This window comes from Methanosarcina sp. WH1 (assembly GCF_000970005.1).
Lineage (GTDB): Archaea > Halobacteriota > Methanosarcinia > Methanosarcinales > Methanosarcinaceae > Methanosarcina.
Genome location: NZ_CP009504.1, coordinates 465,711 through 487,687, shown reverse-complemented (window position 1 = coordinate 487,687; position 21,977 = coordinate 465,711). Strand labels below are relative to the sequence as shown.

Sequence of the window (21,977 nt, the reverse complement as noted above, 5' to 3'; positions counted from 1 at the left end):
TCAGAGATCCAGATGTAAACATGCGGCAAAACCTGTTTGTAAGGAATTCTGAAGCCTCATTCTCCTCTTGAAAGAGCGAAATGTGCAAGTAAGGCTTCCAGCTGGATTTTTTCGCTGGCTCCTTCGGTTAACCTGAAATCGGCCTCCCCGATGATATCCACAAGTGCGACAATGTCCCTTTCCGAAAGTCCGAGATCCAGAACCATAAGGTTATCCATTTCAGAAACCACCCTGTAGATCTGGCCCACAATATCCTCTCCGGAAAGCCCTTCTTCGTAAAGCAACCTGTTAAGCTCTTTTCTGGCAATCCTGAAATTTCCGCGCAGGGCAGTCTCAATCAGGTTCTTAATTTCATCAGGGTTTGCGGTTGCCGTAGTCCTGTAAATTGTTTCTCTGGAAATAGGATTTTTCGTATCAATGAAGGCGGCAGCTTGAAGAGAATTGACAGCTTTTCGCATGTCTCCCTGAGCTACATAAATCAGAGCTTCATACCCACCTTCTGTGATGGACAAACCCTGGTCTTTAGCAATGTATTCAAGCCGTTCTTTAATTGCTTCATCGGAAAGTCGCCTGAACCTGTAAACTGCACATCTGGACTGGATAGGTTCAATGATTTTGGAGGAATAATTGCATGAAAGGATAAAACGGCAGTTACTGCTGAATTTTTCCATGGTCCTGCGGAGGGCAGACTGTGCATCCGAGGTAAGGGCATCGGCTTCATCAAGGAAAATGATCTTGAACGAAGCTCCGCCTATAGGAGCAGTTTTTGCAAAGTTTTTAATTTTATTTCTAACTACATCAATGCCCCTTTCATCGGAAGCATTGAGTTCAGTAAAATTTTCTCGCCATAAATCTTCCCCGAAAAGTTCCCTTGCAATTGAAACTGCGGAAGCTGTTTTTCCGACACCAGGAGGCCCGGAAAAGAGGAGGTGGGGAAGGTTTTTAGTTGCCACATAGGACATCAGGCGCTCGATTGTTTCCTTCTGCCCTGCTACCTGATTCAGCCTGATTGGCCTGTATTTTTCAATCCAGATCTCGTCTTTAATCTTAAAGTCCTCCATTAATATTTGCACCTTAATTAGAGAAGATAATATTTAAACTTTCGAATGTTTGCGATATATAAGGCATGCCGACCGCATTTCGAAATCGGGAAACTCTAAGAGTCAAAAACAGGCACTGAGATCAGTAAGAAGGAAGCATAAAAGGGTATAAGGACCTGAAACAAAGGTCCCTGAATTTAAGGGGAAAAGAAAGTTGAAGGAAATATGAAAGTCAAGAGGAGGAGGTGAACTACCACTCAGCTAAAGACTGAGTGGCTTCTTGGTTCATTCCTCCCTCTATTGAGGGCAAGTCCCCAAGCTCATCCCCGTAGTCCCTACGGTGTCATAATCCAATTAGATTCTGATCTATGAGAGCGAATTTTTTGATATTGATAGCGGCATTAATGTCTCTATGGTGTTTGGTTTTACAGTCTGGACAAATCCATTCTCTGTCTTTTAGCTGAAGCTCTTTATTGTGGTATCCACACACACTACATAGCTTAGAAGAGGGTCCAAATTGTCCTATTCTCAGGACGGTTTTTCCAAACCATTGAGCCTTATATTCCAACTTTGTTACAAAACTACTCCACGCAGAATCACTTATAGCCTGTGCTAAGTGATGATTCTTAACCATGCCTTTAACATTTAAAGTTTCCAGAGCTACAGCTTGGTTTTCGCTAACAAGTCTAAAAGAGAGTTTGTTCTGGAAGTCATTTCTCTGATTTGTTATTTTGTCATGGAGTACAGCAAGTCTTCGTTTAGCTTTTGCCCTGTTCTTAGAGCCTTTCTGTTTCCTTGAGACTCTTTTCTGTAATACTTTGAGCCTTTTAAGAGAGTTTTTCAAGTACTTTGGATTCTCAACCTTTTCTCCTGTTGAAAGGACAGCAAAGTCTTTGATACCTACATCAATTCCTACTGTTGTTGATTCTGTGAAAGCTTCCTTTACTGGAAGTTCTTTTCCATCTTCAACAAGGATACTGATGTAGTAATGTCCTTTACATGTCCTTGATACCGTAGCCGTTTTAGGCTCTCCTTCAAACTTCCTGTGAAGAACTGCTTTAATTGGTTCTATTTTAGGAAGCTTGATAGTATTATTTTCAAAGTTTACAGTGTAGTGTTGAGGTACAGGAAAAGACTGTATCGGATTCTTTTTTGATTTGAACTTTGGAAACCCTGTTTTCTCTCTAAAGAATCTAGTGAAAGCGGATTCAACCTGCTTAGTCATCCCCTGTAATGATTGAGAGTTAACTTCTCCTAACCACTCATTAGAAGCCTTTAGAGTAGGAATTAATTTGTTTAAGTCAAATCTGGAAATTGATTCCCCTGTCTGCTCATAAGTTTTAATTTTCTGGTCAAGTGCCCAATTATAGACAAATCTACAGCTACCTATATGCTGATTCAATTGAATAGCTTGTGTAGTTGTAGGATAGAGTCTAAATTTGAACGTTTGCATCATACAAAGGCATAATATGCTTTAACAACATATATATATTTTGGTAAATGTGAAGTATGAAACACGGAATCATAGCAAATTTTTGTTAATGTATCATGTTATTTTTGTTTGCAAATACCAAAAAGTCATACTTGAACCAATTAGCGAAGAACTCAAACAGATTATGATTGACATTTCAAAAGAGTCTAACTTTGAAATCCTTGAAATGGAAACTGACAAAGACCATATTCATTTCTTGATCAAGAGTGAGCCGAAAGTTAGCGTTTTGTCAATTGTCAGAAAATTGAAACAAGAATATACTAACAGGTTATGGAAAACTCAAAAAGAATATATGAAAAAGTATTATTGGGGTGAGAATACGTTATGGAGTGATGGTTATTTTGCGTCTACTATCGGAAATATTAGTAAAGAGGCGGCAGAATATTACATACGGAATCAGGGTTGAAGTTGACGCTTATATCCCCTGAGCTAAAGACTCAGGGGTTTTACGCTTCTTCATATAAAGATAAAAGTGAACTACCCCTAAGCTAAAGACTTAGCAGCTTCTCACTTCATAGAAAACCATCGGCATTTCCATGAGTGTTAATTCGGGCTATACCATCCCTACTGAGTTCTGTCCATTCGTCCGTTTAGGCTTTACATGAATACGAACTTGGTACAGTGAATTTATGAAAGTTGACGCTTATATCCCATGAAATTAATATTTCATGGGTTTTACACTTCTTCCTGTAAAAACGACATTTCTGCAGTGCAGGCTGTAAAGCTAAAAATCACAGAACTTGGAAACACTGCAAGCCTCAATGATACGGTGGAAACAATAAAGGTAGCAGAAGAACTGAGACAGACATTTGTACAGGTGTTTGCGAAATACGGAGTTGTGATGGCGTAAAACCCGAGTTGCACTTTGGAATCTCAGGAAATCGGAGATTTTCGGGAAGTTACGATGTAATCGCAACAGTGCGCGGTCCGTTTCGCTTCGCTCAAACGGACTAACTTTTCTTTTATTTTTATTTTTGTTTATACTTTTTTCCCATATTCCGCTCTGTTCCGTAAGAGCATATAGCTGGAACAAAGTCATTGGACTATACCTGAGTCTTAGAAGTACACTCCAGTGTATGTTAAGTATATATAAATGACCCTGCATAAACTATTCTGGAAATTAATCTTTTAGTGTTAGAGGAATTGAAAATGGACGAATTAACCGAATCTCTCAAAGAAATGGCTCTGACCCTTGGAGCCTTCAAAGTGGGAATAGCAACCACGGAAAACCTTGCAGACGGGCCCCCTTCTGCCGACCTGACATATGTGCTTCCTGAAGCAAAATCGGCAATCTGTTTCGCCCTGGCTTTTGACCAGAGCCTTATAGACCCGTACTTTAAAAAAGAGGATCATGAATCTCTTGAAACTAATAAAGTGCGGACAACCACCCTTGCCAACGGGGTCGCCCTGGAAATGGCAGGGTTCCTGCAGCAGATGGGGTACAAAGCTGTCCCTCAGGCTGCAAATTTCGTTTACAGGATGGACAGCGAAAACGGGCCTGAAGACATGAAACCCCCGATATCTCACAAGTACCTGGCAGTCCGCTCAGGTGTCGGATACTTCGGGTATTCCGGACAAATTATCACAAACAAATACGGGTCTGCAATTGTCCTGGCCTCAGTAGTTACAGACGCAGAACTTGTCCCGACAGACCCCCTGCCAGAAGAAGAAAATTACTGTGACGAGTGCAAGCTCTGCCTCAAAGTCTGTTCCTCCGGATTCGTGGACCCCGTTGAAAAGGTCACGGTTACTCTTGGGGGAAAAGAGTTCAGTTATGGGAAGCGAAGAAACTACTCCCGCTGCGGTTATGTCTGCGGAGGACTGTCAGGCCTGAACCCTTCAGGAAAATGGTCCACCTGGTCTCCAGCACGCTTTGAGATTGCCGAAAAAGACGAAGATGTTCCTGATATGCTGAATCCTGATGCGCAGATTCCTGCTATGCAAGCGTACATTGAAAGGCCAAAGATCAAAGGAGGATTTTTCTTCGCAGGGATGCCAGGTTACAGGCTGGAATACACCTGTTCCTGCTGTCAGCTTGTCTGCCACCCAGATAAGGAAGTAAGAAAAGCACGGTACAGAATGCTCATAGAAAGCGGTGTGATTATACAGGAACCCGATGGAACCCGCAGGGCAGTCTCTCCCGAAGAAGCAAAAAAATACCTTGAAGCCATGCCCCCGGAAAGGAGAAAACTTTACGAGTTGGTTTCAGAGGAATGATTTTTCCCTAAAAACGACTTTTTATTTTTCAGTATAGTTGTGCCAGCAGAGTTGCAACTCTGCAGTGAGCTGTCTGATTCGCTCGTTTTACTCGCTCAAGCAGACTAACTTTTCTATTACTTTTATTATTACATTTTTTATCCTGGGGCTTCCAAATTCAGAAAAAACGTGTTCTGAAAAACAGTACTAAAAGAAGTAGGCAAAAGGTCATTGGACTATACCTGAGTCTTAGAAGTACACTCCAGTGCAGGTTAAGAATATATCGGTGACCTTACATAAACTATACTGGGAATTAATCTTTTTTGGTGTTTAAGAGGAATAGGAAAATGAACGAACTAACCGAATCTCTCAAAGAGATGGCTCTGACCCTTGGAGCCTTCAAAGTGGGAATAGCAACAACTGAAACCCTTGCAGGAGGCCCCCCTTCTGCCGACCTGACCTATGTACTGCCTGAAGCAAAGTCAGCTATCTGTTTTGCCCTGGCTTTTGACCAGAGCCTTATCGACCCTTACTTCAAAAAAGAGGACCATGAATCCCTCGAAAAGAATAAGGTCCGGACAACCACTCTTGCCAACGGGATCGCCCTAGAAATGGCAGGGTTCCTGCAGCAGATGGGGTACAAAGCTGTCCCTCAATCTGCAAATTTCGTTTACAGGATGGATACGGAAAACTGGATGATGGACATGCACCCCCCTATTTCCCACAGGTACCTGGCTGTTCGCTCAGGGATAGGGCACTTCGGATACTCAGGAAACATTATTACAAAGGAATACGGGTCAGCGATTGTCCTGGCCTCAGTCGTTACTGACGCGGAACTGACTCCAACAGACCCTCTTCCAGAAGAAGAAAACTACTGTGACGAATGCAAGCTCTGCCTTTCAGTCTGTTCCTCCGGATACGTGGACCCGGTTGAGAAGGTCACTATAACCCTTGGAGGAAAAGAGTTTAGCTATGGGAAGCGAAGAAGCAATAGCCGCTGCTTCCTTGTCTGCGGAGGACTCGCAGGCCTCAACTCTTCAGGAAAGTGGTCTACCTGGTCTCCTGCGCGCTTTAAAATCCCTGAAAAGGATGAAGAGTTCATTGCTGCTCTGCCCGGTACCATAGAAGCTTACCTCGAAAGGCCGAAGATAAAGGGTGGGTTTTTTATTTGCCTGATTCCAGGAAATAGAATGGAATATACCTGTTCCAACTGCCACTTCGTCTGCCATCCAGACAAAGAAGTCCGAAAAGCACGGTACAGGATGCTCAAAGAAAGCGGCGTGGTCATACAGGAACCTGACGGTACCTGCAGAGCAGTCCCTCCCGAAGAAGCAAAGGAATATCTTGAAGCCATGCCCCCGGAAAGGAGAAAACTTTACGAATCGGTTTCAGAGGAATAATTAAGCAGAAATTAAGCAAAAAAAACGTATATCCTCTTCAAATAAGATGGGTTTTCATGTGTCTGCGGTAAAGAGAGGTATCATGTTGAATACATTCCTTGCCCCTCTACATTTGTTCCAGAATGCTTAATTCTCTTCAGAAACGAAAAAGAAACATATATCGCTGACACTTTCCATCACCCTGAATCCTTTACCAGTGATCACATATTCCCCTCTTTCATGTTGTTGAATGATCATACCGCTATCCGAGAGCTTCTGGAGATGGAATAAATGAGTGCATTGAAAAGATGATCGAAGCCGATGGCATCATATTGACAACACCCACATATGTTGCCGATCTGAAAAGTGAGATGAAAGCTCTGATAGAAAGGGCAGTTATAGTTTCTGGATCAGAGCATAATAGAGGAAAAGATCCACTTTTCAAACTGCAGACCATGAAAAAACTCGGTCAGAACATGGCGTGACTGCTGAAAAAGATAAGAGACTGATATGTGAACTACCACTCAGCTAAAGACTGAGTGGCTTCTTGGTTCATTCCTCCCTCTATTGAGGGCAAGTCCCCAAGCTCATCCCCGTAGTCCCTACGGTGTCATAATCCAATTAGATTCTGATCTATGAGAGCGAATTTTTTGATATTGATAGCGGCATTAATGTCTCTATCGTGTTTGGTTTTACAGTCTGGACAAATCCATTCTCTGTCTTTTAGCTGAAGCTCTTTATTGTGGTATCCACACACACTACATAGCTTAGAAGAGGGTTCAAATTGTCCTATTCTCAGGACGGTTTTACCAAACCATTGAGCCTTATATTCCAACTTTGTTACAAAACTACTCCACGCAGAATCACTTATAGCCTGTGCTAAGTGATGATTCTTAACCATGCCTTTAACATTTAGAGTTTCCAGAGCTACAGCTTGGTTTTCGCTAACAAGTCTAAAAGAGAGTTTGTTCTGGAAGTCATTTCTCTGATTTGTTATTTTGTCATGGAGTACAGCAAGTCTTCGTTTAGCTTTTGCCCTGTTCTTAGAGCCTTTCTGTTTCCTTGAGACTCTTTTCTGTAATACTTTGAGCCTTTTAAGAGAGTTTTTCAAGTACTTTGGATTCTCAACCTTTTCTCCTGTTGAAAGGACAGCAAAGTCTTTGATACCTACATCAATTCCTACTGTTGTTGATTCTGTGAAAGCTTCCTTTACTGGAAGTTCTTTTCCATCTTCAACAAGGATACTGATGTAGTAATGTCCTTTACATGTCCTTGATACCGTAGCCGTTTTAGGCTCTCCTTCAAACTTCCTGTGAAGAACTGCTTTAATTGGTTCTATTTTTGGAAGCTTGATAGTATTATTTTCAAAGTTTACAGTGTAGTGTTGAGGTACAGGGAAAGACTGTATCGGATTCTTTTTTGATTTGAACTTTGGGAAACCCTGTTTTCTCTCTAAAGAATCTAGTGAAAGCGGATTCAACGTGCTTAGTCATCCCCTGTAATGATTGAGAGTTAACTTCTCCTAACCACTCATTAGAAACCTTTAGAGTAGGAATTAATTTGTTTAAGTCAAATCTGGAAATTGATTCCCCTGTCTGCTCATAAGTTTTAATTTTCTGGTCAAGTGCCCAATTATAGACAAATCTACAGCTACCTATATGCTGATTCAATTGAATAGCTTGTGTAGTTGTAGGATAGAGTCTAAATTTGAACGCTTGCATCATACAAAGGCACTATATTCTTTAACAATATATATACTTTTTGGTAAATATGAAGTATGAAACACGGAATCATAGCAAATTTTTGTTAATGTATCATGTTATTTTTGTTTGCAAATACCAAAAAGTCATACTTGAACCAATTAGCGAAGAACTCAAACAGATTATGATTGACATTTCAAAAGAGTCTAACTTTGAAATCCTTGAAATGGAAACTGACAAAGACCATATTCATTTCTTGATCAAGAGTGAGCCGAAAGTTAGCGTTTTGTCAATTGTCAGAAAATTGAAACAAGAATATACTAACAGGTTATGGAAAACTCAAAAAGAATATATGAAAAAGTATTATTGGGGTGAGAATACGTTATGGAGTAATGGTTATTTTGCGTCTACTATCGGAAATGTTAGTAAAGAGGCGGCAGAATATTACATACGGAATCAGGAGTGAAGTTGACGCTTATATCCCCTGAGCTAAAGATTCAGGGGTTTTACGCTTCTTCATATAAAGACATTTCCTCCAATATCTTACTCATCATTTTCATATTCAGTTTTGATACCTCCTTTCCAAACCTTCTTTTAAGCACAAGATTTAAAGTGATTACAAACTGATTATTTAAGTGGAGGATAATTATGAAAGTTCTGGGAGTATCGGGTTCCCCGATTAAAGATAGCAATACGGATCGTGCTCTTAAAGCGGCACTTGAAGCAACAGGTATGGATTACGAATTTGTCAAGCTGATCGATTATACCATTGCTCCCTGCAAGGCCTGTCTGGGCTGCGTAGATACAAATGTCTGTGTAATTAAAGACGACGGCATTGCCCTGGCAGAAAAAGCTAAAGAAGCAGATGCTCTTATTATTGCAGGTTTTACACCATATTCCACCCTTGACTCACGTACAAAGGCATTCATTGAAAGGCTCTATCCGCTTCGCCATAGATACGGATTCATGAAGGGAAAACCAGGCGGGATCATAGTTACATGTGCAGTCCCTAAGGAATCATTTAAGTTGCCACCTGCATGTGAGAACGGTATTAATGCGATCACATATTACATGATGGAGGAAGGGATGGAGGCAGTAGGTTCTGTCAGGGTCCTTGGCAATAACCCCTGTGTGAAATGCAAATATGGAGACGAATGTGACATGAGCGGCATCAAGATGATGTTCGGCCCGGATGCAACTAAAGCGTCCGCAGGAATAAACAAATTTGAAGACCAGCCTGAAGCTGTCACTGCCGCAAAAGAACTGGGCAAGAAGATTGCAGAATACCTGAAGTCAAAAGAATGAATCGAAAACCCACTTAATTTTATATTTTTTTAATATTTTATATATAATGTTTATTGTGTAATTGTTTGAAGTTAACGATCCCTGGACTAAAGACTCAGGGGTTTCCTGCTGAAGGTATATAAAAAAAGTTCCCCTTTTCGTGCTTATCCTTACAGTTGTCATTTTATTCATTTTATACTCTGGACTCTAAGGCGGCTCAGAGTGAGACGCAAACAAATTCAAAGGTAAGTGCTTATTCCTCGGGGGACCCTCAGATTGACTTCCCGAGCAGGATCTATCTTTATGTAGAAGGAGACGATTCCACCTCTAAATACCTGAGTAAAACTCGAAGCGGAACTGGAAAAACATGCATGGAAATATCAGTCACCGATGCGGTTGAGGATAAGTATGATTTTCAAGCCCTTCTGGTGAATGTAAGTAAACAAGATGGGCTCAATACACCTGTTTACGCCTCTTCAGACCCGAATATCCTGTTATTCTATACCTCTGCGGGAGAGACACAAAATATTTTGAATAATTCAAAGAAAGAAATGTAACTGTAACTTTTGTAAACACGGGCTCCAGGGGTGGGGAAAAGCTGATACATGGGAATATGGAATTGCAGGATTCCACAAAAAGGATTGTGTCTTTAAAAGTTTACAGAAAGTATCTGGCTGAAGAAGCTGCGAAGAAAACCGTAGAACAGCTTCAACAGCAAATCAGCGTTTTTCCTTAAGCATTTTTCCTTAAGCGATTTTCCTTAAGCGTTTTTCCTTAAGCGTTTTTCCTTAAGCGTTTTTCCTTAAGCGTTTTTCCTTAAGTCCTGATTTTTCAGGGGCATTCACTTTAGCATTTTACACCAGATGTTCATATCTTCAAACCCCTCTCCTATCCTGCAGTTGTTCACGAGCCTGCCTGTGTAAGCATAGCCAAGGGAGACAAAGGCTGTGTTTATGCCAAAAGACAAAGCCCTGCAGAGAGTATAGGTACTCCGGAAGCCTCTGTTTGAAAGTTCTTTTTCCAGAGCTACAATAAGCTCTTTTATCAACCCTTTTCCTCTTTCTGAAGAAACTGTCAGGCAGTCAGTGATTTCAGCACTCCCGGTTTCGGAATCCATTTCTGCCGAAGCAAGGCTCACAATTTTCCCTTGCTTTTCCACAAGAAGGTAAAGGACATCGGAATCCATGGTTTTGAGCAGGTAGCTTTCCATGTGCACGGGAGTGGGATAAAATTGAAATTCCTGACTGTAAAGAGTTGCCATTGAGGAGGCATCAGCCTGGACTGCGAACCTGAGTACGTACTCTTCTGGAAGCTGGATTTTTTCTTTTTGTTTTTTCCAGCCCTCTTTTTTCCGGGAATTTCCTGATTTATGTGGGTGTTTTCCAGTCCCTCTACCCTTCCTCAGGCAATTTTTGATTACCTGATCCTCTTTTTCCTTATTAAAGGAAATTCCTCTAGATTTATCCAGGTAGCTTGAGAAAATACGGCAGTCCTTTTCGGGGTAATATCCTCTGATGATCCCTTCCTCTACATATCCGCAGTTTTTGACCTCGTGCCCTTTTTCTGGCGGAGTGTATACGATTATTTTTTCCATTTCTTCTGCTTCGGCAAGGGCTTCGAGGGCTCCGGAGATTTCTTCAAAAAACCCGGAAAAATCCATGATTTTTATTCTTCTATTGTAGTAATCAATAATGAGTTCAGCCTTTGCCCCTGGAGTATTCAGTTCTGCTTTTTTCCAATAGTCCGGGAGTTCTTCTTTAATCTCAAGCGTTAAAGGAACGTTTTTTTCCGCAGTAACACCTCCTTAAGTTATTAAACACTTTTTTTGCTTTCGGAGCACCGGTATTTCCTGGCTTTTTCCTCTTCAGAAACGCTGTTTTCTTTCAAGCCCTTCGGGCTCGATGGATATGACATCATTATCTTCATCACAGAGTTTTGCAAGGCCCGTATCACTTTTAAGCCCGGGGTTCTTATCGCAGATTGAACATTTTTGCTGGCACACCGCAGAATACTCTGCAGGTTCCGGGTATATGCAGATCACCCCTTCGTAATTCCTGAGGGTGACTCCATTATCTGAATTTGAGATAAGGTAATTGGGTCCAACAGGGATTTTTCCTCCTCCACCAGGAGCGTCGACCACAAAAGTAGGGACAGCAAGCCCTGAGGTATGCCCCCTGAGCATCTCTATGATCTCTATACCCCTTGCAACTGAGGTTCTGAAATGTTCCAGCCCGAAGGAAAGATCGCACTGGTAGAGGTAATAGGGCCTGGTCTTTATCTTCAGGAGTTCGTGACAGAGTTTTTTGATTATTACCGGACAGTCGTTTACTCCCCTGAGGAGTACGGACTGGTTGCCCAGAGGGATTCCTGCACGGGAAAGCATATCCATTGCCTTTTTAGCTTCAGAAGTAATCTCTTTTGGGTGGTTAAAGTGGGTGTTGAGCCAGACCGAAGGGTATTTCCCCAGGATTTCACACAGTTCCGGGGTTATGCGCTGGGGCAGGGTTACAGGAGCCCTTGTGCCTATCCTTACTATCTCCACATGAGGAATATCAAAAAGTTCCCTTAAGAGCCAGTCCAGCCTCTCATCAGAAACAAGAAGGGCATCTCCCCCCGAAAGCAAGACATCCCTTATTTCAGGGTGCTCCCTGACATACTCGACCCCCTCCCTGATTACCTGTTCAGAATAGTCATGTTCTCTGTTGCCGACCCTGCGTTTACGGGTGCAGTGCCTGCAGTACATCCCACAGCGATTTGAGATAAGGAAAAGTACCCTGTCCGGGTACCTGTGAGTTATGCAACTCTCTTCAGAAGGAGAGTCACTATCCTCGCATAGAGGATCTTCAAGTTCCCATGATGATTTTTGAAGTTCAGCTGAAAGGGGTACAGCCTGCATTCGGATAGGACATTCCAGGTCTTCCGGATCAATAAGGGAAGCATAATAAGGAGATATCGCCATTGGAAAAACGTCAAGCGCTTTCTTTATGTCTTTTTTTTCAGGCTCCGAAAGCGGAACCAGTTTTTCAAGCTCTTCCACGGTAGTAATTCTGTGCCTGTATTGCCATTTCCAGTCTGAAAATTCTTCATTAGATGCGTTAAAATAGTCTTTAATTTTAGATCTCACGTTTAAACCTCGTGAAAGCTGGAAGAAAAATTAAGGGACACATGTCCAAAATATAGTAAATGGAATCCTGATTAGGATAAAAAATCCTGTCTTTTCCAGCTTATTTAAAGAAAATGCGTCTTTAATTGAATAATACTAAGATTTAATGCATATATTAAATACTTTTTTGTTAAAGAAGTTTTAAAAATTTCCCTTTTTCAAAAATAAATCTTAAAAATCACTATTATATTCATGACAATTTTAGATTTCACCTTTTTCTGTCCTTTTATCTTCTTTTAAAATTACAATTCTTCTGGCATTCTCTATTTTGCTTCCTCTGGGGAGAGTATATGCACATAAAAAGGAAGAAAAGAAATTGATTCTTTATTTAGCAGTTTCCGGAATGCAATAAAATTTTCATAAAGAGATAAAGGCTATAATTTACATTTAATTATCTAATAGAGTTTATTTAAGGGTTTTAGGGTTAAAAAAAGATTTTAATGCCCTATAATTCCATTTTTACATTTATTTTCCGGATATATCCCCGATGAATTTTGTTATTGCCAGGGTACCCCATTGCAGGGGTGTTTCCACTTTGCATCAATGAAATATATATTAATTTAGAAATCAATCTACAATTGATGGTATCATTACTTTTAAGGGACCTTCTGATTATTTTCGGGCTCTCGATCCCTGTAGTCTTTGCATTTTCCAGACTAAGGATTGTACCGCTGGTGGGCTTTTTAATTGCAGGTATCATTGCCGGGCCTTTTGGGCTCGGGTTGATTCAGGAGAGCGGAGAAATCGAATTGCTGGCCGAGATAGGGGTCGTACTCCTGCTTTTCACCATAGGGATAGAGTTTTCCCTGCGCGACCTCCTGCAGCTCAAGCGAATAGTACTCCTTGGAGGTGGGCTTCAGCTTTCAATTACTACTCTTGCGATCACTATTATTTTCTTGCTGCTGGGGAGCTCCAGGGAAACTTCTATTTTCCTGGGGACGCTGGTAGCACTGAGCAGCACGGCAATTGTCCTTAAGATCCTGCAAGAAAGAGGAGAGATCTACAGTGCCCACGGGAGAACTTCACTGGGAATCCTGATTTTCCAGGACGTGGCTGCAGTGGTAATTATCCTCCTGACTCCCCCTCTTGCGGGCGTTTCGGGAGAAGGAAACGGCTTTTTAGAGCTTATCCTGCAAGCCCTGGGGCTTGTCCTGCTTACCCTGATCAGCGCCAGGTATGTGGTTCCTTTTATTATGTACCAGGTTGCAAGGACCCGCAATAGTGAACTTTTTCTCCTGAGTGTGGTGGTAATAGGGCTCTCTGTTGCCTGGATAACCTCCATGGCAGGGCTCTCCCTCGCCCTCGGGGCTTTCCTGGCAGGGCTGATTATTTCCGAGTCCGAATATGCAACCCAGGCCCTTGGAAACGTCATCCCCTTCAGGGATATGTTCATGAGCATCTTTTTTATCTCCATAGGGATGCTGCTTGACCTGGACATCCTGAGGCAGCACTTATTCCTGATCCTGACTGCCACTTTTGCAGTGCTGCTACTCAAGGCTTTCATAAATGCCCTGAGCACCTTCCTTATCGGTTTTCCCCTGAATACGATGATCCTGGTAGGCTTTTCCCTTTCCCAGGTAGGAGAGTTTTCCCTGATCCTTGCAGGTGTCGGTTTTGAAAACAGGCTCCTTTCCGCAGAAATCTATCAGGAGTTCCTGGACGTGGCAGTGCTTTCCATGGTGCTTACCCCTTTCATCATGGGTATGGCCCCCCGAGCTGCGGCTTTCGCTCAGGGGCTTTCCCTTCCCCCGGTGCTAAAATCCGGCTGGTACAGAGGGTTTTTAGAGTACAGCAGGAAAGGAGGAATTGAAAACCATCTGATCATTATAGGCTACGGAGTCAACGGAAGAAACGTTGCGACCGCTGCCCGGGCAGCTTTGATTCCCTACAACATAATCGACATCAACCCGGATACCGTAAGGAAAGAAAAGTCAAAAGGAGAACCTATTATGTACGGAGATGCAGCCCAGAAAGCCGTATTGGAACATGCAGGCATCAGGGCTGCAAAATCAGTTGTTATAACTGCAGGCGACCCCGTAAGTGCACAGAGGATCATTGAAGCGGCAAGGAGGTTGAATCCTGAAATCCATATTATTGCAAGAACCCACTTCCTGAGTGAACTCGACCGATTTTATGCTCTTGGGGCGGATGAGGTCATCTCGGACGAATTTGAAAGTTCCATAGAACTCTTTTCCCGGGTGCTCCACAAGTACATGGTCCCTTTCAGTGAGATAGAAACAATGGGAAACCAACTTCGAGCTAACCACTACAGGATACTTCGCAGCCCTGAAATGCGCCGGAAAAGTATCTGTGAAATTTCCCTTGACTTTTCCGATGTAGAAATCCGAAGCGTAAGAGTAGGGAAGAATTCGGAAGCCACGGGGCAAACTCTGGTGGACCTTAATATCCGGAAGAAGTATGGAGTTTCTGTGCTTGCAATTTCCAGGGACCACAAGCTAATCTATGATCTGGGAGCTGAGACAGAACTTAAGTCCGATGATATCCTGCTTGTGATAAGCCCTCCGGAGAGACTTGAAGAGCTTAGAGAGCTTTTTGAGGAGAAGAAATGAGAAAATTCATTTTATTTCAAACCGGTGTATTACTGTAGGCAACCAAAATAAGTACAAAAAGAGTAATACAAAATATAATTTCAGCATATCTTAAAAATTTATCCTCCATAGTTATAATAATGGGTTAATCAGATATAAATTATTTAGTACAGTGCAGATAAAATGCGAAAAACCCTCTGATACAGATTAACTATTTTAGATGGACTGCTGAACAGGTTTAAAACTTCAAATTTTTATATGGAATTTCGATTTTTAGAGATTTAAACAATCTGGCACAATGTTCCAGATTAAGATTAAGCAGCTGAAATTCCTATCAGACACACTCGAAGAGGACAACCCCCTCTTCAAATATTCTTCTTCAAACCTTTTTTTCAGACCATATTTATTCAGAGTTTTTAACTATTCTTCCCATTCCGAAATCTATAAATAATGTAATATTTATCCAACTTAATGTAAAATATACATTACATTTTATATACCCATATTGACAATATGTCATTAGAAGTATACTTGGAGTTAAAATTGAAAAAATGAAAATGATAACTATTGTAATTGGAAAATATATGAAGAGGTTTTTCAGATGAAAAAAAAGCAATTTAGAATGATTACCCTACTGATCACGATGATCATGGGGGCTGTTGTAGGTTTTTCAGTCTCGATAGGAAATCCGGCGCTTGCAGCAGGTGTTGTACTCGCAGGCATGGCGGCTATGTACAATTTAAAAAGCAGGCTGGAAGGTGTGGTTGAAGATGAGAGGATTCAACAGGTTAGCCAGAAGGCTTCGCGCGTTACTCTCCAGATAATGGCATTGGGCCTTGCCCTTGGAGGTGCAGTCCTGATAACCATGAGGAATACATATCCCGGACATACTGACCTTGGTTTCTTCATGGCATACGCAAGCTGCGGTGTCCTTGTGCTTTACACTCTATTTTACAGGTTTTACAACAGGGAATATGGGGGCTGGGATGAAGAATAATATTAAAGTTTACAGGGCAATTCATGACCTTACCCAGGAAAGTCTTGCTGAAAAGGTGGGGGTAACAAGGCAGACAATAAACGCTATTGAAAAAGGAAAATATGACCCTTCCCTTGATCTTGCGTTCAAGCTTTCCAGACTTTTTAACACAAGCATTGAAGATATTTTTCTCTACGAGGACGACAAGAATTGAGAGGTCCCCTGTAAAGAGACATATAAACCTTTTTTTTAAGATACCGGAACATCCCCTTCTTAATAAAAACAGTAAAAAGTATTTTCTCAGTTATTGCCTGAGTTCTCCCCCGATTTGTCACAAAAGCAAACATTATAATAATTTTTCCAGCTAAACTTAACTTTCACGAGCCCTTCCACGCAAATAAACCTGAAGTAAAAGACCATATAATCAGGATATTATATTTGACAAAATCGAGATCTAATAAAGAACTGAGATTTCAGTGCATAAGTTCATTTTCTTAATTGGGGGTTTAAATCTACTGCGTCCGGAAAATCAAGAACAATTTCCAAATAAATTTATAAAGAATGAACAAGTAGTTAAATATAGATGTCTGTTTATAAGATCTCAGTTTGAAAGCTGATATATGGTAACAATGGAAATCTCGGAAATAAAGAATAAAATCAACAGGTAACAGGCAAATAAAAACATCTATTGAAAATAAGAATATCAACAAAACATCTATTGAAAATAAGAATATCAACAAAACATCTATTGAAAATAAGAATATCAACAGGAGTTAACAAATATGCTGCAATCTTTTATAGTAGAGCACTACCTGGAGAGTGCCGTGGATGTTTACTGTGGTGGGCCAGATATATTCAAGGGGAAAGTAAAAGCCTGTGCAGACAATGTACTCACCCTCGAAAATAAAGGAAAACTGACGCATTTAGCCATTGACAAGATTGTTGCCTTGTGGGCTCAGTAAGTTCAAAACTTTAAATTTCAGGATCACTTAAAGGATCACTAAAAATAGGAGAAGTTCCAAAGTGGGAAACCTCGTCCCTTTCCATTACTTTTTTACAAAAAGCTGAAACTGTTTTTTCTTTGCAGCTTATAGTTTGATGCAACTTTTTGCATGGGAGGCAATGAACTCCCTCATGAGTTTTGCTCCAAGCATGGCTGTCTGTCCGGAATCATATTCAGGAGCAATTTCAACAATGTCAAAAGCCATTGAGAAAGGAGCAAGAGTCCTTATTGCAGTTCTGACATCCCGGGCACTGAGGCCAAAAGGCTCAGGTGTGCCTAGACCAGGAGCGTAAGCAGGGTCTATTGCATCCATGTCAAGGGAAAGGTAGAGCTGGCTGCAATCCAGCCATTCGATTGCTTCTTTGAGGACTTCGACCATCCCCATGGATTCAACATCATCTGCCGTGTAGTATTTCAGGCTATTTTCCCTGGCAAAAACCCATTCTTCTTCCGGGCCGCTCCTTATGCCTATGGAAACAAGATTCTCCGTGACCTGATCGAGAATATTCCTGGATACACATGCATGGTTATGCTTGAACCCTCTGTACTCCTGCCTGAGGTCAAAGTGGGCATCAAGGACAAGAACTCCGAAATCATCTCCTGCAAACTCGGCACACGCTTTAACCGTAGAATAAGTCAGAGAATGTTCTCCTCCAAGCATAATTGGAAGCTTTCCGTCATTCAGTAAACCCTTTACATTTTCGTAAAGATCCCACAGGGTCTCGTCAACTGAAGCTGAAGTTTCCAGGTTCCCGGCATCATAAATAGGAAGATCCACAAGGTCAATGTCAAAAGTATGGTTATAACTTTCAAAATTTGCAGAGACCTGCCTCATCGCATCCGGAGCCCAACGGCTGCCTGCGCGATACGAGGAGGTGTTGTCAAAGGGTACACCGAAAATAACATAACGTGCAGACTCATAGTCTGCAAGGGCATCTATAAAGGAAGTGGGTAAAAACATACTCTTACCTGAGGTAAATTGTTCACTTAAAAAAAGAGTTCAGGTTATTAACCTGAGATTTCTCCTGCTTTTCAGGGTTTATGTCCTTATATCGAGTTTGACTTTTCCAAGAGCTGTGATATAAGAAATTTCCTCGCCCTCTTTTACTTTATCCTTGTATTCCTCAGGGATTATAATCTCAAATGTTGAGAAATCCCCCAGATCCATGAGCTGAGCGATTTCGCCGACGATTGAGATTACCTGTGCATTCTTCCGTTCCACAATCGGGATATATACTTTGTTTGCAACAGAGCCGATATAGGAGCGCTTCTGACCGTCAAATAGGCCAATTGTCTCTATTCTTGCCTTTGCAGATCCATGTTTCCCGGGTTTGGATTTTGTAATGCTCTTTATAACGCATGCTTCGTCGTCGACGATCATGTACTTCCCTTCTTTTAACTCCTTAACTTCAACCTGCTGTTTCATAACAAATCTCCCTTACGTTTTAGCTATGTGCATCAATAAGTTGTAAGCACCATACCGAATTTGCTGGAAATTTTCCAGTGCCAATTCCGGTGAAGTGGTATAAGATGGCTGTTCTAATTTTTAAGCCTGTCTACCCTTTTATCCATACTTTGCTTACTTGCTCTGTATAGAAAAACTGGAAAGTAATTACTACCTGAATGCATGTACAATCTCACAGATAGAGAACTAATACGATTAATTATCCTAGAGTATATAACGCTTATGAGAGATTTCGTATTTCCGAGCACAAAAATTAGAGAAAAAGTCCTAAATAATCGGATTATTCCACTAATGTGAACGAAGTCTTCAATATTAGAGGTAAAATTTGGCTGTTTGAATGAGGTCCAGACGAACCCCGTTCCTGTGGAATTTGAGGTACATGCAAAATCCGCAGCCTGTTTTCAGGTTTTCTTTATCATCCAAGTCCAAGTTCTCTCAGTTTTCCCTGAGAGGGTACTCCTTCCTTATTCCAGCCACGATAACGGTAATAATCCTGAAGAGCAGCTTCAAACTCCTGCCTGGGAATCCCATCTCCTCTTTCTTCGCTGCCGGTTTCAAACAACCTTTCCGGAAGAGTATCATCTTTCCGTGTAAACCCCGCTCTCAAATTATAAATCCTCTCCAGATTCCAGATTCTTTCTCCTGCTTTCAGGAGTTCCGCAGGAGATACGTCTATCCCGGCCCCCGAATGTAGAAGAGCTGAACAGAGTTCCTCATTGATGGCAAAAATCGAAAACGGACAGAACACAAGAGAATCCAGCACAGCAGTCAAGTTTTCAAATACCTGCAGAATTCCAGCTTTTCCTTTGAGGCTGAAACGATCAAGGAGCAGAGGCTTTCCAAGTACTTCGGGCCCGACCATAAAGGCTGTGAGGTAATCTCCTCCGTGACAGGAAGTCGCGTAAGCAAGGGCCTGTCCTCTAATCCCCCGGGGATCAAAACCTCCGAGTTCTAGACCCTTTACATCCATACTGAGGTATTTCCTATCCCGGGTCAAGAGGTACTTTCTGGAGCCTTTTCCGGGTTCGCTTCCTTCTCCGATTCCTGCAAGCAGGGTTTCAAGTTCCCTGACATTCATTTTCCTGGATTGGAGTTCTGCACAGGCGCCAAGCACGGAACCTGCAGAAATGGGGTCAAGCCCGTAATCCTTGCAGATTCTGTCTGCCAGGAGCACCGAATCAAATACCTGATTTTCAAGGTTGAACCCGAAAGCCCAGAGGGAATCGTAGTCAGGAAGAACCTGCCCGGTTTTTTTAATCCTTCGTTTACAGCCCAGAGGACAGGCAGAGCAGCTTTCTTTCTCAAGCTCGAAGCTGGTTTTGATATACTCCCCTGAAAACAGGTCCGCAAAAGTAATTTCCCTTCCGGAAAAGTTTTTGCATGGAATGAGTCCCATATAATCCAGAAGCTTTACAAATGCAGGCGTACCATAATTTGCAAGCCCTTTGGAGAGCACGGGATTGGCTTCAAAAAGCTTTAGCATTTTTGTTTCAAGTTCTTTGAACTTTTCAGGACTGGCTGGTAAACACTCTTTTTCCCCTTTTACAACCACTGCCTTCAGCAACTTTGAGCCCGCAACCGCTCCCAGCCCCCCCCTTCCGCTGTGGATGGAATCAATGACGAAAGAAGAAATAAGAACTTCATTTTCTCCTGCCCTGCCTATGCAAGCTACGTTTCCTTTACTTTTCAGGGCCTCGGTGCATGCGTCAGTACCTTTTCCCCAGAGCTGGCTTGCCTGCACAATTTTAATCTCATCTCCCCTTACTTCCACAAAGGAAGGTTGTTTTGCCTTTCCAGCAAGAACCAGGGCATCGATTCCAGCTTTTTTCAGTTCTCGCCCAAAGCCCCCACCTGTGTTCCAGCTGAATACGGTGCCTGTGAGAGGAGATTTCGAAGTAAGGACTGTCCCTGAAGCCATGGGGGCAATGCCTGTAAGCGGCCCGATAGTGAAAATCAGGGGGTTTTCGGGGCTAAGAGGGTCAATATCAGGATCTGAAAGCTCGAAAAGTAACTTAACTCCAAGTCCTCTGCCGCCCAGGTACATTTGGATTAATCTTTCATCGGTACCGGTGACGGTAACTGCTTCGGAGCTAAGGTCTACATATACTGTTTTTCCTGTCCAGCCAGCCATATCAATCCCATATTATATTATTATTCGTCCATTGCGTGAATTCTGTCCTTTCCTTAAACTCTTTAACTGCTCTATAGAAATATTTGCCTTAAAGCCTTTCTATTGAGAAGCAATTTTTAATCAGGATCTGTACTGTGAAGATCTTGAAAGAGCCAGACTTTAAGGCAAAGAAATCTTAGATAATATTACATGAATCTGGAGAAACCTTACATCATTTCTGTATATGCCCTTGTCCGGAACGAAAAAGGAGAATTCCTGCTGCTCATGCGCTCGGAAAACTCCCATACCAACCCTGGGAAATGGGATCTTCCAGGCGGGAAGGTGAACCCGGAAGAGTCGCTTAAAGAGGCAGTTATACGTGAGGTCTGGGAGGAAACGGGAATTTCAATCGTTCCAGGGGAAATTGCAGGGGAAGTAACCTTTGAACTTCCGAGAAAAAAGGTTATTGCTATTGTATTTAATGGGGGGTATGTTGTCGCTGACGTTAAATTAAGCTATGAACACATGGAATATGCCTGGACTTCCCTTGAAAGTATTCTTGAAATGGAGACACTTCCTGCATATTTCAGGGATTTTTTCAAAAGGTTTGCCCTCGAAAACAAAAAACCTTACAAGCCTCCAGTTTGATCCGAAAAATATGCCTATCTATTCTTTCTCATTTGAAGTACTTATCTTCAAGTTTTTTTCTTTTTTTCCGGCTGTACTGCCAGCTTACACCAAGGAACAGGAGAATTGCAAGAGCTATAAAACCTGCCGCACGCAGCAGAGTTCCATATTTGCTCAAAAGAATGGGGTTCACATTATCCCTGAGTTCGTACTCAGGATACATTATATCTCCCCGATCATTGCTGTGCCCGAGGCCAAGAGCATGCCCGAGCTCATGCTTTGCAATGGTGAGCATGGTTGCGTCGCCATACTGCCGCCAGCCCCTGCCCTGATAGTTTCCAACCTCAAGGACTATATCCACTTCAACGAAACGGTCTCCAGAGACACTGGGTTTTGCATAGCCTGCTACACCCGAAGGAGCACCTGCAACGTTCTCCAGGTTTTCCACCCACATTATTTTTATGTCAGCGTCTTCGGAGTCAACAATCTCAAAAACAGGGCTGTATTCGAGGTTACCGTTTCCTCCTTCTTCCCAGTATTCAAGAGCCTTTTCTATTTGTTCATAGTATGTAGGGCTATAATGGGGCGGTATATTTTTGTCGTCTACGTACACTGTGATAGGAGAATGATTCCAGGGTTTCTCGAGAATCTTCTCTGAACTAGCCCCGGATACTGGTAAAACAGCAGGTAAAACCAATACCATCAGCAATAAGATGAAAGGTAAAATTATTTTAAAAATGTTGTTTTGATTAATACAAATGAACCTCCGTATCGGCAATACTATTAAGTTCAATTGTGATCATTAGTATAAATATTATCACAACCGATTTATATAAATATTATTACAACCGATTTACATATCTTTTTAGAAATATTGTATCAGTCAGAATATATATTTTTATAAATATTGTTATAGATCTCATTATGAATATTATTATGAATCATATTAGGAATATTAATATCAGGTGGACCTGTTGAACCTAAGGATTTCTC

At 41.8% G+C, this 21,977-nt stretch carries 21 protein-coding genes and 1 pseudogene; 13 read left to right on the top strand and 9 right to left on the bottom strand.

What is annotated here, in order from left to right; all coding sequences use genetic code 11:
• Positions 1 to 56 precede the first annotated feature (56 nt).
• Both MSWH1_RS02210 and tnpB (MSWH1_RS02205) read right to left on the bottom strand, forming a co-directional pair.
• Positions 57 to 1,061: a replication factor C small subunit gene (locus MSWH1_RS02210; RefSeq protein WP_048125678.1), complete on the bottom strand. Its 1,005-nt coding sequence runs from the start codon at positions 1,059 to 1,061 to the stop codon at positions 57 to 59.
• 322 nt (positions 1,062 to 1,383) lie between these two features.
• On the bottom strand, positions 1,384 to 2,496 hold the full coding sequence (gene tnpB, locus MSWH1_RS02205) for an IS200/IS605 family element RNA-guided endonuclease TnpB (RefSeq protein WP_048125676.1): 1,113 nt from the start codon (positions 2,494 to 2,496) through the stop codon (positions 1,384 to 1,386).
• A gap of 28 nt (positions 2,497 to 2,524) precedes the next feature.
• Between tnpB (MSWH1_RS02205) and tnpA (MSWH1_RS02200) the strand changes: the two genes are divergently transcribed.
• From tnpA (MSWH1_RS02200) to MSWH1_RS17775, 5 genes are all read left to right on the top strand, one after another.
• The gene (tnpA, locus tag MSWH1_RS02200) at positions 2,525 to 2,938 is read left to right on the top strand and encodes an IS200/IS605 family transposase (RefSeq protein WP_082088004.1); all 414 of its coding nucleotides are present in this window, start codon (positions 2,525 to 2,527) and stop codon (positions 2,936 to 2,938) included.
• A gap of 246 nt (positions 2,939 to 3,184) precedes the next feature.
• Positions 3,185 to 3,382: a hypothetical protein gene (locus MSWH1_RS02195; RefSeq protein ID WP_048125674.1), complete on the top strand. Its 198-nt coding sequence runs from the start codon at positions 3,185 to 3,187 to the stop codon at positions 3,380 to 3,382.
• Between the two features lie 299 nt (positions 3,383 to 3,681).
• A complete protein-coding gene (locus MSWH1_RS02190; RefSeq protein ID WP_048125672.1) occupies positions 3,682 to 4,749 on the top strand; it encodes an epoxyqueuosine reductase in 1,068 nt (355 codons plus the stop codon).
• A gap of 326 nt (positions 4,750 to 5,075) precedes the next feature.
• A complete protein-coding gene (locus MSWH1_RS02185; RefSeq protein WP_048125671.1) occupies positions 5,076 to 6,128 on the top strand; it encodes an epoxyqueuosine reductase in 1,053 nt (350 codons plus the stop codon).
• Positions 6,129 to 6,415: 287 nt separating this feature from the next.
• A complete protein-coding gene (locus MSWH1_RS17775; protein ID WP_082088003.1) occupies positions 6,416 to 6,592 on the top strand; it encodes a hypothetical protein in 177 nt (58 codons plus the stop codon).
• A gap of 125 nt (positions 6,593 to 6,717) precedes the next feature.
• Here the strand turns inward: MSWH1_RS17775 and tnpB (MSWH1_RS02180) are convergent.
• Positions 6,718 to 7,831, bottom strand: a pseudogene (gene tnpB, locus MSWH1_RS02180) (IS200/IS605 family element RNA-guided endonuclease TnpB).
• Positions 7,832 to 7,877: 46 nt separating this feature from the next.
• Here tnpB (MSWH1_RS02180) and tnpA (MSWH1_RS02175) point away from each other — a divergent pair.
• From tnpA (MSWH1_RS02175) to MSWH1_RS18725, 3 genes are all read left to right on the top strand, one after another.
• The gene (gene tnpA / locus MSWH1_RS02175) at positions 7,878 to 8,273 is read left to right on the top strand and encodes an IS200/IS605 family transposase (RefSeq protein WP_048125667.1); all 396 of its coding nucleotides are present in this window, start codon (positions 7,878 to 7,880) and stop codon (positions 8,271 to 8,273) included.
• Positions 8,274 to 8,455: 182 nt separating this feature from the next.
• Positions 8,456 to 9,112 carry a flavodoxin family protein gene (locus MSWH1_RS02170; protein WP_048125665.1) on the top strand — a complete coding sequence of 219 codons (657 nt, stop codon included), beginning with the start codon at positions 8,456 to 8,458 and terminating at the stop codon, positions 9,110 to 9,112.
• A 155-nt stretch (positions 9,113 to 9,267) separates the two neighbouring features.
• Positions 9,268 to 9,648 (top strand): hypothetical protein, encoded by a 381-nt coding sequence (locus MSWH1_RS18725; protein WP_156148052.1) that lies wholly within the window; start codon positions 9,268 to 9,270, stop codon positions 9,646 to 9,648.
• A gap of 284 nt (positions 9,649 to 9,932) precedes the next feature.
• On the opposite strand, the gene ablB is transcribed toward MSWH1_RS18725, so the two are convergent.
• On the bottom strand, positions 9,933 to 10,781 hold the full coding sequence (ablB, locus tag MSWH1_RS02155) for a putative beta-lysine N-acetyltransferase (protein WP_255350505.1): 849 nt from the start codon (positions 10,779 to 10,781) through the stop codon (positions 9,933 to 9,935).
• A gap of 174 nt (positions 10,782 to 10,955) precedes the next feature.
• On the bottom strand, positions 10,956 to 12,215 hold the full coding sequence (gene ablA / locus MSWH1_RS02150; protein ID WP_048125659.1) for a lysine 2,3-aminomutase: 1,260 nt from the start codon (positions 12,213 to 12,215) through the stop codon (positions 10,956 to 10,958).
• A gap of 539 nt (positions 12,216 to 12,754) precedes the next feature.
• On the opposite strand from ablA, the gene MSWH1_RS02145 reads away from it, so the two are divergent.
• From MSWH1_RS02145 to MSWH1_RS02130, 4 genes are all read left to right on the top strand, one after another.
• Positions 12,755 to 14,824: a cation:proton antiporter gene (locus MSWH1_RS02145; RefSeq protein WP_231591865.1), complete on the top strand. Its 2,070-nt coding sequence runs from the start codon at positions 12,755 to 12,757 to the stop codon at positions 14,822 to 14,824.
• Positions 14,825 to 15,404: 580 nt separating this feature from the next.
• On the top strand, positions 15,405 to 15,800 hold the full coding sequence (locus tag MSWH1_RS02140; RefSeq protein ID WP_048125655.1) for a DUF2178 domain-containing protein: 396 nt from the start codon (positions 15,405 to 15,407) through the stop codon (positions 15,798 to 15,800).
• Entirely contained in the window at positions 15,790 to 15,993 is a 204-nt protein-coding gene (locus MSWH1_RS02135) for a helix-turn-helix transcriptional regulator (RefSeq protein WP_048125653.1), read from the top strand. Before MSWH1_RS02140 ends, MSWH1_RS02135 begins: the two co-directional genes overlap by 11 nt.
• 568 nt (positions 15,994 to 16,561) lie before the next feature.
• Positions 16,562 to 16,741: an MM0924 family protein gene (locus MSWH1_RS02130; RefSeq protein WP_048125651.1), complete on the top strand. Its 180-nt coding sequence runs from the start codon at positions 16,562 to 16,564 to the stop codon at positions 16,739 to 16,741.
• A 126-nt stretch (positions 16,742 to 16,867) separates the two neighbouring features.
• Here the strand turns inward: MSWH1_RS02130 and speB are convergent, their stop codons facing one another.
• From speB to MSWH1_RS02115, 3 genes are all read right to left on the bottom strand, one after another.
• On the bottom strand, positions 16,868 to 17,743 hold the full coding sequence (gene speB, locus MSWH1_RS02125; protein ID WP_048125649.1) for an agmatinase: 876 nt from the start codon (positions 17,741 to 17,743) through the stop codon (positions 16,868 to 16,870).
• Positions 17,744 to 17,821: 78 nt separating this feature from the next.
• Entirely contained in the window at positions 17,822 to 18,208 is a 387-nt protein-coding gene (locus tag MSWH1_RS02120; RefSeq protein WP_048125647.1) for a translation initiation factor IF-5A, read from the bottom strand.
• Between the two features lie 454 nt (positions 18,209 to 18,662).
• The gene (locus MSWH1_RS02115) at positions 18,663 to 20,378 is read right to left on the bottom strand and encodes an aldehyde ferredoxin oxidoreductase family protein (protein ID WP_048125645.1); all 1,716 of its coding nucleotides are present in this window, start codon (positions 20,376 to 20,378) and stop codon (positions 18,663 to 18,665) included.
• A gap of 189 nt (positions 20,379 to 20,567) precedes the next feature.
• On the opposite strand from MSWH1_RS02115, the gene MSWH1_RS02110 reads away from it, so the two are divergent.
• A complete protein-coding gene (locus MSWH1_RS02110) occupies positions 20,568 to 21,005 on the top strand; it encodes an NUDIX domain-containing protein (protein WP_048125643.1) in 438 nt (145 codons plus the stop codon).
• 28 nt (positions 21,006 to 21,033) lie between these two features.
• On the opposite strand, the gene MSWH1_RS02105 is transcribed toward MSWH1_RS02110, so the two are convergent.
• Positions 21,034 to 21,687, bottom strand: coding sequence for a matrixin family metalloprotease (locus tag MSWH1_RS02105; protein WP_048125641.1), 654 nt, complete (start codon positions 21,685 to 21,687; stop codon positions 21,034 to 21,036).
• Positions 21,688 to 21,977 lie beyond the last annotated feature (290 nt).